Origin of the sequence: Ahniella affigens (assembly GCF_003015185.1) — a bacterium.
Classification (GTDB): Bacteria; Pseudomonadota; Gammaproteobacteria; order Xanthomonadales; family Ahniellaceae; genus Ahniella; species Ahniella affigens.
The window spans coordinates 5,031,492-5,046,283 of sequence record NZ_CP027860.1 but is presented as its reverse complement, the minus strand read 5'-3'; the positions used below and the strand labels follow the sequence as shown (position 1 = coordinate 5,046,283).

Annotated in this window: 14 protein-coding genes; 11 read left to right on the top strand and 3 right to left on the bottom strand. The window is 61.2% G+C overall.

The window, feature by feature from the left end:
• Positions 1–392 precede the first annotated feature (392 nt).
• The 3 genes from C7S18_RS19460 (at position 393) to C7S18_RS19450 (ending at position 3,361) form a co-directional block, all read left to right on the top strand.
• On the top strand, positions 393–1,181 hold the full coding sequence (locus tag C7S18_RS19460) for a hypothetical protein (RefSeq protein ID WP_106893124.1): 789 nt from the start codon (positions 393–395) through the stop codon (positions 1,179–1,181).
• A gap of 155 nt (positions 1,182–1,336) precedes the next feature.
• On the top strand, positions 1,337–2,050 hold the full coding sequence (locus tag C7S18_RS19455; RefSeq protein WP_106893123.1) for a response regulator: 714 nt from the start codon (positions 1,337–1,339) through the stop codon (positions 2,048–2,050).
• A 6-nt stretch (positions 2,051–2,056) separates the two neighbouring features.
• Positions 2,057–3,361, top strand: a complete 1,305-nt coding sequence (locus C7S18_RS19450) for an ATP-binding protein (RefSeq protein ID WP_106893122.1) — start codon at positions 2,057–2,059, stop codon at positions 3,359–3,361.
• 173 nt (positions 3,362–3,534) lie between these two features.
• Here C7S18_RS19450 and C7S18_RS19445 read toward each other — a convergent pair whose 3' ends face one another.
• Entirely contained in the window at positions 3,535–4,155 is a 621-nt protein-coding gene (locus tag C7S18_RS19445) for a peptidylprolyl isomerase (RefSeq protein WP_276309414.1), read from the bottom strand.
• A gap of 146 nt (positions 4,156–4,301) precedes the next feature.
• On the bottom strand, positions 4,302–5,651 hold the full coding sequence (locus tag C7S18_RS24575; RefSeq protein WP_170113015.1) for a hypothetical protein: 1,350 nt from the start codon (positions 5,649–5,651) through the stop codon (positions 4,302–4,304).
• A gap of 268 nt (positions 5,652–5,919) precedes the next feature.
• On the opposite strand from C7S18_RS24575, the gene C7S18_RS19425 reads away from it, so the two are divergent.
• The 8 genes from C7S18_RS19425 to C7S18_RS19390 all read left to right on the top strand — a co-directional run bounded on the left by C7S18_RS19425 (position 5,920) and on the right by C7S18_RS19390 (position 13,613).
• Positions 5,920–7,479: an inactive transglutaminase family protein gene (locus C7S18_RS19425; RefSeq protein ID WP_106893120.1), complete on the top strand. Its 1,560-nt coding sequence runs from the start codon at positions 5,920–5,922 to the stop codon at positions 7,477–7,479.
• A complete protein-coding gene (locus C7S18_RS19420) occupies positions 7,476–8,438 on the top strand; it encodes an alpha-L-glutamate ligase-like protein (RefSeq protein ID WP_106893119.1) in 963 nt (320 codons plus the stop codon). Before C7S18_RS19425 ends, C7S18_RS19420 begins: the two co-directional genes overlap by 4 nt.
• Positions 8,439–8,452: 14 nt before the next feature.
• A complete protein-coding gene (locus C7S18_RS19415) occupies positions 8,453–9,277 on the top strand; it encodes a M48 family metallopeptidase (protein ID WP_106893118.1) in 825 nt (274 codons plus the stop codon).
• A 160-nt stretch (positions 9,278–9,437) separates the two neighbouring features.
• On the top strand, positions 9,438–10,748 hold the full coding sequence (locus tag C7S18_RS19410; RefSeq protein WP_106893117.1) for a tetratricopeptide repeat protein: 1,311 nt from the start codon (positions 9,438–9,440) through the stop codon (positions 10,746–10,748).
• Between the two features lie 425 nt (positions 10,749–11,173).
• Positions 11,174–11,827 (top strand): energy transducer TonB, encoded by a 654-nt coding sequence (locus C7S18_RS19405; protein ID WP_106894115.1) that lies wholly within the window; start codon positions 11,174–11,176, stop codon positions 11,825–11,827.
• Positions 11,828–12,051: 224 nt separating this feature from the next.
• Entirely contained in the window at positions 12,052–12,750 is a 699-nt protein-coding gene (locus C7S18_RS19400) for a MotA/TolQ/ExbB proton channel family protein (protein WP_106894114.1), read from the top strand.
• A 25-nt stretch (positions 12,751–12,775) separates the two neighbouring features.
• Positions 12,776–13,189 (top strand): ExbD/TolR family protein, encoded by a 414-nt coding sequence (locus C7S18_RS19395; protein ID WP_106893116.1) that lies wholly within the window; start codon positions 12,776–12,778, stop codon positions 13,187–13,189.
• Between the two features lie 10 nt (positions 13,190–13,199).
• Positions 13,200–13,613: an ExbD/TolR family protein gene (locus tag C7S18_RS19390; RefSeq protein ID WP_106893115.1), complete on the top strand. Its 414-nt coding sequence runs from the start codon at positions 13,200–13,202 to the stop codon at positions 13,611–13,613.
• Positions 13,614–13,982: 369 nt separating this feature from the next.
• Here the strand turns inward: C7S18_RS19390 and C7S18_RS19385 are convergent, their stop codons facing one another.
• Entirely contained in the window at positions 13,983–14,735 is a 753-nt protein-coding gene (locus C7S18_RS19385; RefSeq protein ID WP_106893114.1) for a ceramidase domain-containing protein, read from the bottom strand.
• Positions 14,736–14,792: the final 57 nt, after the last annotated feature.

The window sequence follows — 14,792 nt, the reverse complement described above, 5'->3', positions numbered from 1 at the left end:
TTTGCCGTGCGTGGCAGGGCAGACTGTGGACAAGTCATTCTCGGAACGCGACACGAGCCAATGGCAAGCCAATTCGAACGCATCCGGGGTTCTCGGGCTGCGGCGCGTGATCGACATAGTGTGAATTGGTTCACAAATTGACCCGGATTTTCCGGTGAACATTGTGACCGAGCGTAAATTCAAACGCGCGTTGGTCGGGCTGAGGTCGCACCTCAGAAATCAGGGAAGACAGGCCATTAAATCAGGGACTTGCGCATTGAAGTCGGCGGCATGAGGCCGGCTCGCGAGTGGGCTCAAGGCACCCCTTATGGGGATCGCCGCGAGTCGGCTAGATCACTCGCTCTAAGGCCTCTCATTATCGGTAATGGCGGCGATCCCGCCCGGAGACAACCATGAATAAGCGAATCCTCCTCACCCTGATGCTGTCCGCGATGGCGCCTTTGGCCATGGCTGACGATGTGTACATCAAGACCCGTGATACCGACGGCCTGATCGCAGCGCTCTATGCCGCGAATATGAGTAACACCGAAACCACGATCCATCTTGCCGAACAAGGGCTTTACACCTTGATCGAGGCAGTGGATGAAGGCAGCAATGCGGCCCTGCCCGTCTTGCAGGGCAAGATTCGGATCGAAGGTCACGGCGCCGAGTTGCGTGCCTATTCGACCGATCGCTTCCGCCTGGTCGCCATTGCCCCGAATGCCGATGTCACGTTCAGTGATCTGACCTTGGCGGAATCCAATCAGGGTGCCGTGCAGAACCGCGGCACGCTGCATCTGAAGGGGGTATCGGTGGTCGACAATACGGCCGGCTTCGGTAACGCGATTATCGAAAACTTCGGCACGCTGCGTGCCATCGACAGCGAAATCAGCTTCAACCAGCTCGCGGCGAGTCAGCGAGATGCCGGTACCGTGGTCAACTATGGCGAGCTCGAACTCATTCGCACGGGGATCGAGTCCAACTTTGTCAGCCGCCGCTACGACAGTCTGGCGGCTGCTTCGGCCGTGCTGAACTTCGGAACCGTGCGCCTGAATGGCGTACGGATTCGCGAGAATGTCGCACAGCACGAGGATGCGGCCGACAGTCTCGGCACGATCGTCAATCTGGGTAATGGCGCCGTATCGGCCGAACAGGTTGAGCTCAGCAACAACGATCCACCCGAGGCCGCGATCGCGCTGTAACGACACCCGCGCCACCTGCCCGAGCTCACGGTCAGGGCAGGTGGCGAGATCGGCCGAAAACCGGGATGGGCAAGCGCATCGGGGAGCAGACGAAACGCGCGTGAACAATGCCCAAGACCATTCAGAAAGATGAAGATTCACGCTAGCATCGGCGAATGGCTCATGAACCCCTGCACATCCTGATTGTTGACGATGACGAGCGCTTGCGCGTTCTGCTGACCCGCTATCTGAATGAGCAGGGCTTTGTCGTCGAAGGCGCCGCCACGATTGCCGAAGCGGAGGCTGGCGTGCTGCTCGCCAAGTTCGATCTGGTCGTGCTCGATTTGATGCTGCCGGATGGCGACGGTCTGGACTTCTGCCGCAAGCTTCGCTCGCGCGGGATCACGGTGCCGGTCATCATGCTGACCGCTCGCGGTGACGACGTCGATCGGATTGTCGGCCTCGAAATCGGCGCCGACGATTATTTGGCAAAACCCTACAACCCGCGCGAGTTGCTGGCTCGGATCCGCGCTGTGTTGCGTCGGCGGGCGCCGGCTGAGCCCGTCGCCGAAAGCAAGGGCGTCCAGCGCTTCGGCCCGTTCAGCCTGGATCGCGATCGCCGCCTGCTGATGCGCGATGGCGACGTCGTCAAACTGACCACCGGCGAATTCGTCATGCTGTCGGTGCTCGCCGAGCATGCCCGCGTGGCGATGCCGCGCGAGCGCCTGATGAGCATTGTGCACGGTGCCGGCGAAGAGGCGACGCTGCGGTCGATCGACGTCACCATCTCCCGCCTCCGGCGAATCATCGAACCCGATCCCCGCAACCCGCGACTCATCCAAACCGTCTGGGGTCAGGGCTACGTGTTCGTACCGGACGGTCTGGACTAAATCGTCGTGCTTCGGCGCTCGTTTGCGCGCATTCTGGTATCGCTCAGCATTCTGCTGGTTATCCTGCATGCCGTGGGGTATTTCCTGACCGAGCAGGTCCGGCATCAGGAGCATTTCGATGCGGCATCGGCCCGTCGCCTGGTTGACCAGGCTTTGACTGCCAGCGCGTTGAAGCAGATGGACCCCGGACATCGTTTGCCGGTCTGGTCTGAATTGTCTGAGCTGGATCTCCGTTTTGCCGACGCGGCGCCAGTCATCGACGTGAGTCCTGAGGGTCCGGACGCCAGCGTCGTCGCCTCTGCATTGACCCGCGTCCTGGTCGGGCACCAGCGGTTCCGTCTGGAATACGATGAGGGTCTGCACGTTTGGTTGGCGGTGGGTCAAGCGCCGGGAACGTGGGTTCGTCAGCGTGTGGACCTGGGCGGCTCGAATCACCAGACCAAGGCACCCCTGATTGTCCTCGGCGTGCTGGTGCTCAGTTTGCTGGGAGCGTATGGGCTCGCGCGCCAGCTGGCGGCACCTGTCGAGCGTCTGGCCGCGCAGGCCGATGATCTGGTGCGCGGCCGGGCCGACACGGATGTGCTGAAAGGTGCGCCGACCGAAATCCGCGAACTCGCCAATGCACTGACTCAGGCCGGCGCGTCACGGTCGAATGCGCTCCGGGAACGCGAGTTGATCCTGGCCGGCCTGTCGCACGATCTGCGGACGCCGCTGTCGCGCATTCGCCTGGCGCTTGAACTCGGTGACGCGCATACCGATGAGGGTCGTGGCGCGATGGCTGCCGACATCGAAGAAATTGACGCCATCGTCAGGCAGTTCATCGACTACGTGCGCTCGGGTCGCGAGGAAGCGCCTAAAGAGGTGGCGCTGGCGCCATTGCTGCAGGAAGTCGTGCACGCGAATGGCGGAAACCTGAAGAACTGGACGATTCACATTCATGAGCCGGCGGTGATTGTCGCCACGCCTCTGGCGCTGCAGCGTGCACTCGCGAATCTGGTCGTCAACGCAAGGCGCCACGCAGCGCCGCCGTACACCGCGAATCTGGTTTGCCCGGACCCAGGACACGTTGCGATTACCATCACCGACGAGGGAACGGGTATTCCACTCGACTTGCACCGACGCATTGGCGAACCCTTCCTCGCCCGCGAAGGGCGGGCTCGGGTCGGCAGCGGCTTGGGCTTGGCGATTGTCAGCCGCATCGTTCGCCGGCATGGCGGGCGCCTGGAACTGATCGCCCGTCAGCCCCGCGGCACGATGGCCCGAATCATTCTGCCGATTCAACCAGCGCCATTGAAGCTGGAGGATCTCTGACCCCCTTTTGGCCAAGCCAGCAAGTGGTTGGTCATCAGTCTGCCAACGGTCCTCGTCGCCGCAATCGGGCCTGGGTGTCTGATTGCTCGTGTCGAATCGCACAAAGAAAAACGCCCGTTTCCGGGCGTTTTTGCTTGATTCAGTCGCCGCTGCTGGCGCGGCGAGACTCGGGGTTACTCGACGATGGTCGCCGTGTTGATCACGACGGGGGACGTCGGTGCATCCGGGAACATGCCCTGCGGCGCAGTCTGCACGTTCTTGATGGCGTCGACAACGTCCAGGCCCGAGACGACTTTGCCGAATACCGCATAGCCCCAGGTTGAGCCATTGTCCTTGCTGACATGGTTCAAGAACGCGTTGTCGACCACGTTGATGAAGAACTGCGAGGTGGCCGAATGCGGGTCGCCGGTGCGGGCCATCGCGATCGTGCCACGCAGATTCGGCAGACCATTGTCGGCCTCGTTCTGGATCGGGCCGCGGGTGCCCTTGGCTTGGCCAGTCGCCGTATAGCCGCCGCCTTGGATCATGAACGTCTTGATGACGCGATGGAAAATGGTGCCGTCGTACTGCTTGTCTTTGACGTACTGCAGGAAATTCTCAACCGACTTTGGGGCCTTCTCGGGCTCCAGTTCGACCACGATTTCACCCATGTTGGTCTTCAGCGACACGCGTGGCTTTGCAGCGGCGGCTGGTTTGTCGCCGGCAGCGGCCGGGGCAGGGGTGGTCTGGGCGGTGGCCGAGGCCATCAGAAACGACGTAACGAGCAACAGCAAGATTCGAGAAATGCGGTTCATGACAACTCCAATCAGACAAAAACAGACGGACAGAGAGCAAAAAGGTGGCGGAAAGTTCCGGATGGCGCAAGCCAGTTTGGCCGGCACGGCGCCCAGGCTTTCGGCCGTGGGCGTCAGTCAACGCGTCCGATCAGACCAGCGTGGTCTTAGCCAGCGCGTTGGCGCAGTCGGTCGAGTACGGCCTTCCGGTCGGCGTTAAAACTACCGGTCTCCTGCTGAACAAAGCCGATCGCCGCGTAAGCATTGACGAAGTCGGCCACGTCACCCAGGCTCGCGCCCGCCGCATCGGCAACTTCCTGCAACGGGGCAAATCCTTTCATCATGGCGGTGGCGATTCGGAAGTGTTTCGGAAACTCCCGTTCGATCTGCGGCCACTTCGTGAGCTTGAACTTGCCGTTGAGATCCAGCCCCGGCAGCACATTCAGGCCATTCGACGTGCCGAGAACGTACAGCCAGAGGAGACGGGACAGTGGCAAACCGGAGTTGCTGCTGCGGAATTTCTCGGTCTCGGCGTCGGTCAGCGACTTCCACTCGGTCAGGGCAATCTCGCCCTGGCAATAGCCGAGCAGCGGTTTCAGCGTCAAACCGGCGTAGTACCGGTCCTGCGCGGCGTCAATGACCAATGGCGGCAACCCAGGACGCTCAATCTTGGCGGCGCGGGCCATGTTGTCGGACACACAATAATCGGCCAGGGTCAGGCCCGCATTGGCGGCAACCGGTGCGGCCGGTGCGGGTGCTGGCGCGGGGGCGGGTGCCGGTGCGGCGACTGGGGCCGGCGCAGCGGGCTCAGGCGGACGGGCCGGCGCCGTTGAGCGCAGCAAGTTAGGTGGCTGAATGGCTGATCGAACGGCGGGCGCGGCGGGTGCTGGACTTTGCGCAGATGCGGGTGCCGGTGCTGGTGCGGGCACTGGTGCTGGTGCCGGTGCTGGCGCTGGTGCCGGTGCTGGCGCGGCCACGACCGGCGGCGGTGCTGGAACCGGTGTCGGCGCGGGCATTGGTGCAGGAGCCGCCACGGGAGCCGGGGCCGCCACCGGAACCGGGGCAGCAGGTACCGCACGTTGGTTTGGATCGGTTCGGGGGCGCAATGGTGCCGTCTGGGGCGGCATCGGGGCCACGGGGGTGACCGGCTCGCTTCGCGTAGGTGCCGGCTCGGCTGCAGGGCCCGGGTCGGGCACATCGATGCCCGCGCGCCGCGCTGCGCGGGCAAGCGCGGCGCGGATGGTTCCGGTGCCAATGGGGCGATGCAGCACGTTGTCCTGTTCATGGCCGCTGGCAGCGGTCAGGCAGATCACGTTGCGGCCCTGAGACTGGGCACGCAACCAGTCCATATGGCCATACATCGAGTCGGCGTCGATGATGACAACATCTGCGCGACCGGCGTCGGCCGACCAATCCCAGCTGACCTGGGGGTCTTTCAGCGCATTGATCACCTGGCGGATTTGATCCTGTTCGGTGCTCGTCACGCTGATCGTTGCCACGGACAATAGCTTGCTCATACGGGAATTGACTCGCCGACGCGATAAAGGACCCCGGATTCTGCCACAGGCGTTCACATGAATGCGGGGGTGGTCAAAACTGATTACGATCGTTTCCTGAAATGGCGATCCCCCTTCAGGTGGTCGGATCGGTCCCGCGTTGCCTCGGTTTGTGTGATCGGCCGGCAGGGCTATACTGACTCGGACTTTGGGCCTTTTTCGGGTTCAGCGGCAGCCGTCCGGATTGGACGCTGCCGAACCTGACCGCGTTTCTCGGGATTTATTCACCATGAAAAAAACACAGCTCTACATTCTGGCCTTGCTGATTGCTGCGCTTGGCCTCAGCGCATTTGCTTACAAATGGAAAGTGCTCAAGTTTCCAGTGGCGCCGAATGAGCAGACGGAAATCTGGGAAATTCAGGCCCGCGTCGAGTTCGAGCCAAAGAAAGGCCCCAACAAAGTCACGCTGCAGATCCCGAACAACCCGCCTGGCTATGCGGTCATCAACGAGAACTTTCTGGCGCGCGACTACGGTATGAGCATCGAGCCGGGCAAAGGCTCGCGCGCGGTGCAATGGCAGATCCGGCGCGCGCGCGGCGTCCAGGCGCTGTACTACCGTGCCACGATCTATCGCGACCAGCACGAAGTGATCGACGCCGCCGAGCCCAAACCGGTCACCGCCAAGACGTATGAGGAGCCGTTCGCGACTGCGCGCGCCGGTCTGCTCGACAGCGTGCGCGAAAAGTCGGTCGACTCGGCGAGCTTTGCTGGCGAGCTGGTGCGCCGTCTGCACGACAGCAATCCGAGTCAGGAAGTGCAACTGCTCACGGAGACATTCAATAGCCAGCACGACACCGTGAAGCTGGCAAAAGACCTCCTGGCGGATCGCCAAATTGCCGCCCGCATCATCTACGGCCTGGAACTGGTCGAGCAGGACGCCGGCAACACCCTGACCCCGTTCCTGCAAGTCTGGGACAGCGACCAAAAAACCTGGCGCACCTTGAATGCCATCAACGGTGTGGAGGGCTTCCCGGAAAACTTTTTCCTGTGGAGCACGGCCCAAAAGCCGGTGCTGTTGGTCGAGGACAACGATGACGCCACCGTCGAGTTCACGGCCAAGACGAGCCTGGACGACGCCCTGGAAACCGCGAAGGAGCGCCTCCGCGCCAAAGATCGCAATCTCATCGCGTATTCACTTCTGGATCTCCCGCTGGACGCTCAGGAGGTCTACAAGATTTTGCTGCTGGTGCCGATTGGCGCCTTCATCATGCTGCTCCTCCGCAATATTGTCGGTATCAAGACTTTCGGTACCTTCATGCCGGTGCTGATCGCGCTCGCGTTCAACTGGACCGGTGTGATCGCCGGATTCGTGCTGTTCGTCGTGATCATCAGCCTCGGGCTGCTCGTGCGCTTTTACATGGAGCGTCTGAAACTGCTGTTGGTGCCGCGCTTGACGGCGGTGCTGATCGTGGTTGTGCTGCTGATGGCGATGGTGTCAGTGATCAGTCACAAGCTTGATCAGCCTGTGGGCCTCAACGTGGCGCTGTTCCCGATGATCATTCTGACGATGACGATTGAGCGCGTCTCGGTGGCCTGGGAAGAGCGCGGCGCGGGCTATGCCATCCGCCAGGCTATGGGTTCGTTGATCATCGCGAGCCTTGCCTATCTGGTCATGCGCGAACCCCATTTGCAGCACCTGATCTTTGTGTTCCCGGAACTGCTGCTCGTGCTGTTTGCGGTCACACTGGTGCTTGGTCGCTACTCAGGTTATCGCCTGACGGAACTGTTCCGCTTCCGCAATCTGGCCAAAGACCCGATTGCCGAATCAAGCGACAAGGCGGCGCCATGATCGGCCTGTTTGAAGTAGCCCGGCGCCTCCGGGCCAAGGGCCTCATGGGCATTGGTCAGCGCAATGCCGAGTTTGTGCTGGCCTACAACCAACGCCGGTTCTATCCGCGGGTCGATGACAAGCTGATCACGAAGACGCTGGCGCTGAAAGCAGAGCTGCCAGTGCCCGAGCTCTATGCCGTGGTCCGTGAAGAACACGAAATCGAAGAGTTGCACGAAAAAATCAAGGATCGCGAGCAGTTCGTCGTCAAGCCCGCCCATGGCTCGGGTGGTGATGGCATTCTGGTGATCACGGGTCGTCGGGGTGACAAATACCGGCGCTCCAACGGGTCGTTCATGAACCGGGACGAGTTTGACCATCACCTGTCGAACATGCTGTCTGGTCTGTTCTCGCTCGGCGGCCAACCGGATCACATTCTGGTCGAGTACTGCGTGCAGTTCGACCCCATTTTCGAAAATGTCTCGTACAAGGGCGTGCCCGACATCCGCATCATCAGCTTTCTCGGGTACCCGGCCATGGCAATGATCCGCCTGCCGACCCGGCTCTCTGACGGCAAAGCCAATCTGCATCAGGGCGCCATCGGCGTCGGGATCGATATCCCGACCGGTCTGACCAGACGCGGCGTCTGGGGCACCGAAATCATCAAGGAGCATCCCGATACCGAATCGAGCATCGTAGGCCTGCAGATTCCCCGCTGGGACGATCTGCTGATGATTGGTGCGAAAGCGTTCGAGCTCTGTGAATTGGGCTATGTTGGCGTCGATATTGTGCTCGACAAGCAACTCGGACCCCTCATTCTGGAGCTGAACGCCCGCCCGGGTCTGGCAATTCAGATGGCCAACGGTAACGGTTTGCTGAACCGGCTCCGCAAGATCCAGGAACTGGAGCAGGCCAAGCAGTTGTCCAAAGATCCAGCAGAACGCGTGGCGTTCTCAAAAGCTCATTTCCCCACCCTGTGAGGCGAGGTGTTGCGATGAAGGCGAGGTTATTTGGATTGGTGCTGCTGGCCGGGCTCGGTGGCTGCGCGACCAATATGAGCGGCCGTGACCAATTGCTGTTGATCAGCGATTCCCAAATCAACACCATGGGGCTCACGGCATTCCAGCAGATGAAGGCGTCCGACACCCTGAGCCAGGATGCCGAGAAGACGCGCTATGTCGACTGCATCACGCAGGCGTTGGTGCGACAGTTGCCAGCCAGCTGGCAGCAAACGCCTTGGGAAGTCGCGGTGTTCAACCACAAGGCAGCGAATGCGTTCGCGCTGCCGGGCGGCAAAGTCGGCGTCCACACGGGCATGTTTCCGATGGCAGAAACGCCGGACCAGATGGCTGCGGTGCTCGCACACGAAATCGCCCATGTAGTCGACCGCCATGGCGCCGCGCGCGTTTCCAACCAATTCGCGGCCGAAGCCGCCAGCGCTGCGGTCGCTGCGTACGCCGGCCGCAAAGCGTCGCCCGAGCAAAGCCGACAGGTGCTGGCGTTGCTCGGCGTGGGTTCCCAGGTGGGCGTGTTGCTGCCGTTTTCGCGGCAAAACGAAAGCGATGCCGACTTGCTCGGCCAGCGCTTGATGGCACAGGCGGGGTTTGATCCATCTGCCGCCGTGACGTTGTGGCAGCGGATGACCGCCGAGGCGCCGGTTCGGAGCCCAGAATGGCTGTCGACCCACCCCGATCCAGAACGCCGGGCTGACCGATTGACCGAAAACCTTGGCAGGACCCGGCCGCTTTTCGAGCAGGCGCGCGCCCGCGGGGCCAGCCCACAATGCCGGGCGCCAAAGCTGAAAATGGACGCAGGATGAGCCATGATCGCGGTTTTCCGCGTGCGATCGGCCCTCAATCGAACGTCTGTTTAATGGATACGCTTGTAAACTCCAGCGGTTTGAGCTTGAGCCCATCCCGCCCCTTCGCTAACCTTCGCGCCCCTTTGTTGTTGGCGCATTCGTCCTGACGAGGTTTTAAATGAAATCGATTCTTCGCACAGGCGTGCTTTGCCTCGCCATCACCGCCGGACTGGGCCTAGCCCTGCCAGACACCAGCTATGCGCGTGATAGCGGCAGCTCTTCACAATTCAAGCGCGATCGTGATCGCAACAAAAAGACGGAAAAGGCGCCAAACCCTTATCCGAACGCCAAGCGCGTGGAACCGACGTTCAAGATGAGCGAGCGGCTCAACAAGAAGCTGGTGGCTGGCTTCGACGCCATCGACGAAGGCGACTACGACAAGGCCGAGACGCTGCTGAACGAAGTGCTGGCCGACAAAAAGGTCAACAAACTTGAGCAAGCCAATGTCTATCAAGGCCTTGGCAACGTGTACTCCGAGCGCGACGACGATGTCGCCAAGCAGCTTGAGTACTACCAGAAGGCGGTCGATCTGGATGCGCTGCCGAACACCAATCACTTTGGTCTGATGATCGGCGTGTCGCAACTGGCCTCGAACGAGGACATGTACGACCTCGCCATCAACTATGCGAAGCGCTTCCTCGACGAAACCGGCAGCGACGATGCACGCGCTTGGCAGGTCTTGGCAATCTCCTATTACCGTCAGGAAAAGTTCGACCTGGTGCCGGAACCCGCCAAAAAGGCGGTCGCCACGGCCAAGGAACCGAGCGACTCGATGTATCAGCTGATCGTGCAGAGCTACTACGACGCTGAGAAATACCCAGAAGCGGTGCGCGAAGCGGAAGAGATTCTCGCCAAGAAGCCCGACCTGCTGCCGATCGTCAAGCTGGCCAGCCAGTCCTACCTCGAAATGGAAGGTGGCGAAGCCAAAGCGGCCGGCGTGCTGCAGGCCGCCTACGATCGTGGCGTGCTGAAGAGCGAGAACGACATCCGCCATCTGGCCTCGATTTATTCTTATGTGGACATGCCGCTGAAGGCCGTCGAAGTGGTCAATTCAGCTGTCGCTGCCAACAAACTGAAACCGAGCCTTGATACCTATAAGACGCTCGGCGATGCCCTTCGTTATGCCGATAAGTATGTTGAATCTGCCGATGCCTACAGCAAAGCTGAGCCGTTTGCCCAAAACGGCGAGATTCTGTATCTAAAGGCACTGGCGTTGTATGAAGGCGACAAGTATCCAGAGTGCAAGCAGGCGGCAACTGCCGCAGCGGCCAAGGGTGGCTTCGAGCGGCAGGGTGAAAACTGGCTGACGCTCGGCAACTGCGAGTTGGAACTCGATAATTTGTCCGCTGCCAAGGCGGCCTATACCAAGGCGCTCGCATTCCCGAGCACCAAGGAATCGGCGGCGTCCTGGCTGAAGAGCGTCAAGTAAGTAAGCATCATCTCCCGGCTGCCCGCCACGGATCTGGCGGGCAGGCCAAACAGACGGCAGAGGCTGTCTGACCGGTGCGCCACGGATGGTGCCAACGGTAACGAGAGCGCGCAGGCGGTCTTGCTATCGGCAGCGATTTCGGCCCGGAGCCGGATTTGCAATCAGAATGGGTGCTCAGGACGAGTGCTGTTCGATCGTTCCACCAGGGGTGACTGGCTGCCGCAACCCGGTTTCCAGACCATTCTTGTACGGAAAACCCGGTCTGCCGGGTCTTCCGTTGAAACGGACAAGGTCGGCAAGGAGGCAGACTGAGAATCGGGGTTCGCCCCGCTTGTTCGCAAATCCAAAGCCCGGGCTATAATCACCAACCCGCGTCCCCGGACGTGGCGATTTCGGCCCAGGTCCACAACGAGTTTCACGCATTTATGTCCAACACTTTGGAAAAATCAGGATTCAGTTGGCGCCGTGTGGCCGGGCAATCTGTTGCCCTGGCTGTACATGCCAGCGTGTTCTTGTTCCTGGCCGCACCGGTTAAACCGCCGGATGCCACCGAGGACGAGGAAGACGAAACCGTCGAGGTCGTGTTCCTGGAACCGCCACCACCTCCACCGCCGCCGCCACCACCGCCACCTGAGCCGCCGAAAAAGATCGAGCCCAAGGTGATCGAGAAGCGGCCGACCCCGGCGCCGCCGCCACCGGAACCGGAAGAAACCCCGGTGTTCGACGAGCCGCTGCCAATGTCTGAACCAGCGCCGCCACCAGCGCCGCCGGCTCCGCCTGCCCCGGCCATGCCGCCGGATGTGGGCGCCTCCGAAGACCCAAGCTATCGTCGTCTGAAGCCGCCGCGCTACCCGCCGGCCGCGATGCGCCGTCGCCTGCAGGGCGAAGTGGTCCTGCGCGTGCTGGTCAACGAGGAAGGCCTGCCGATCAAGGTCGATATCGACAAATCCAGCCGCCACCGCGAACTGGACCAGGCCGCCATTCAGGCCGTGAAGAACTGGCGCTTCAACCCGGAGCGCAAGAATGGTCAGCTGGTGCAGTCGTACGTGCTTGTGCCGATCAAATTCTCGTTGAACTAAGAACTAAACCACCCTCTCCTTTGTAATCGAAAGGTAACGCCATGCTGCAAGATGATCAGACCTCCACCCCAACCGCCGATGCGGCAGGCGCTGCCCCGGCAGATGCCGCAGCTGCTCCGGCCCCTGAAGTGACCTCGGCTCCGGTTTCTGCCCCGACCCAGCCAGCAGGTGCCGCACCGGCACCGGCTCCGTCCGCCGGCAATGACGCCGATGCACTGGAGAAAATGGGCTTCTCCCACATGATCCAGAACTTCGACTGGGTCGGCTGGGCGGTGTTCGTTACGCTGATCGTCATGTCGCTGGTGTCGTGGGTTTACATTGTGATGAACACGATCCGTAACACCGGTATCACCGGTCGTATGGAAAAGGTCATCCGCTTGTTCTGGGAAACGCCGTCGGCTGCTGATGCCGTCCGTTTCATGGAAGAACAGAAGGCCAGCGAGCCGTTCTCGAAGATTGCTCTGGAGTGCGCCGGCGCCGCCGCCCACCACCAGCGTCACGAAGGTTCGCGCCTGGTTGAAGCGCTGAACCGCTCCGAGTTCATTGACCGTGCGCTGCGCCAAGCCGTTGCCCGTGAGAGCAGCAAGCTCGAAAACGGTCTGACCTGGCTCGCCACGACCGGTTCGTCGGCTCCGTTCGTCGGTCTGCTCGGTACGGTGTGGGGTATCTACCACGCCCTGCTCAGCATCGGCGCCGCTGGCGACGCATCTCTGCAGGCCGTTGCCGGTCCGGTGGGTGAAGCGCTGATCATGACCGCGCTCGGTCTGTTCGTCGCGATCCCGGCCGTGTTGGCATACAACTTCTTCAACCGCTCGAACCGCAAGATCAACGCCCGTTTCGACGAATTCGCGCATGACCTGCACGACTTCTTCGCCACTGGCTCGCGCGTCGATAGCGTGTCGCCGAAGTCCGCCAAGAAGTAAGTCCGCACAGTCATAGGAGCCAGCAATGGCCTTTTCGAGCAACAATGACAGCGGCGGCGTCATGGCCGAAATCAACGTCACGCCCCTCGTGGACGTGATGTTGGTGCTGCTGATCATCTTCATGATCACCACGCCGCTGATGACCGACAAGGTCAAAATCGAGCTGCCTGACAAGTCGATGTTGGAGAAGCCGAAAGAAGAGCCGGCGCGTATCGCACTCGCCGTCAAATCCAACGGCGAGCTGTACTTCAACGATCAGCCGGTCATGCGCCAGACGCTCGAACAGCAGCTGCGTATCGAAGCCCGCCGTGAACCGCAGCCCTTGCTCGAGATCCGTGCCGACCGGACCACGGAATACCGTGTCCTGTCTGACATCATGGGAATCGCCAAGACGTCGGGCATGAAGAAGATCGGCTTCGCCACCCATCCGGAAAAGTGAGGAGATAAGCATGGCCTTTTCCAATAACTCCGGCGGTGGCGCCATGGCCGACATCAACGTCACGCCCCTCGTGGACGTGATGTTGGTGCTCTTGATCATCTTCATGATCACGGTCCCGATCATGAGCCACAAGATCATGATCGACCTGCCACAGAAGACCAACAACCCGGTCGACCAGCCGGATCCACCAAAGCCGCTTGAGATCTCGATCAACCGCGACGGTACGTTGTTCCTGGACGGTCAGCCGATCCAGCTCGAAGTACTCGAAGCGCAGTTCGCGGTCGATTCCCGCAAGGACCCGCAGCCGATGGTGCAAATCAAAGCCGATCCCTACACCCAGTACGAAGTGCTTGCCGACCTGATGGGGTCTGCCAAGAACAACGGCATGGCCAAGATTGGTTTTGAAGCGCCCGTCTCGCAGTAAACCTGGATTCATCGCAATACCAAAAAAACCGGCTTCGGCCGGTTTTTTTGTGTCCAACGGTAGGCAGATCCCGTATCTGCTCAGGCCGAACGACCACTCCGACCGGCACCGTCACCCCGTCGGATCAGACCCCCGTGTCTGCCCAGGTTCGTCGTACCTCGGATCCCCTGCAACAAGGTTTGTGGTGGTGAGATCACCCGACGCGCCAATGGGGCAAGACGGTGGCCAGGGCAGACACAGGGGTCTGCTCCTGCAGGTACGAACACCGCGCACGTCCCGAATTGGAGCGACCCACCAACCCGCGGGGCAGCTGCAGGGGTCTGCCCCTGCGCGAAGCGATCCCGGCACGAGAATTTCCAGACGTCCGCCCTAATGCTGGTCGTGGCGCCATTTAATCGGAATCGCCAACGCCAAACACATCGAGCCAATTCCCGCAGCGAGGTGCTTCAACATGTGCCCGGCCAGCTGCTGGCCCGACGCTTGCCACCACCAGAGATCGCTGGCCTCAAACCCTTTCGCCACGACATACCAAACGATCGCCAGCCAGATCCAGCTAGCCCGCAGCCGATTCCCCTGGCCAAAGAGCAAGCACTGGATCATCAATAGCAGCGACCCAAACTGGACCACCGCGTAGGCCCGCAGATCACCGGTCCAATGCCAAATACCGACCGAACCGGCGGCGAGTAAGACCAGAGGCGTTAGCGCGAATCGAGCGCGTGGATGGAATCGATCGATGCCAATCAGCACCAGCGCCGCAGCAAACGCCACACTCATCGGCAGCCGATCCCAAATCAGCGACTGATCGGTCGGCGCCAGGTGATACCACGCTGAGCCAACCGCAACACCGAGCAAGCCCAAACCCATCACACAGGCTGGCCAGCGAAGGTTCACCGGCGCCATGACACCTCTGATCAGTGCGAGTACGCCGGCAACGAAGAAGGGCAGATTCGACCAAGTGTTCTGACCCTGGGCGACGCCAAGCCAGTGCCGCTGGTCAGCAAAGTCGTGATAGCTCGGATCTTGCGCCATCGGGCCATGCCAGACCAGCGCGGCGACAAGCAGCGACAACGGGAGCGCATGCAATACGGCGCGAAACGTGACGAGACGAGGCGACGGGGTCATGCCGCGACTTCACCATCACCGCATCGAAACCGCTACCGGCATGCGGCGGATCGCAAG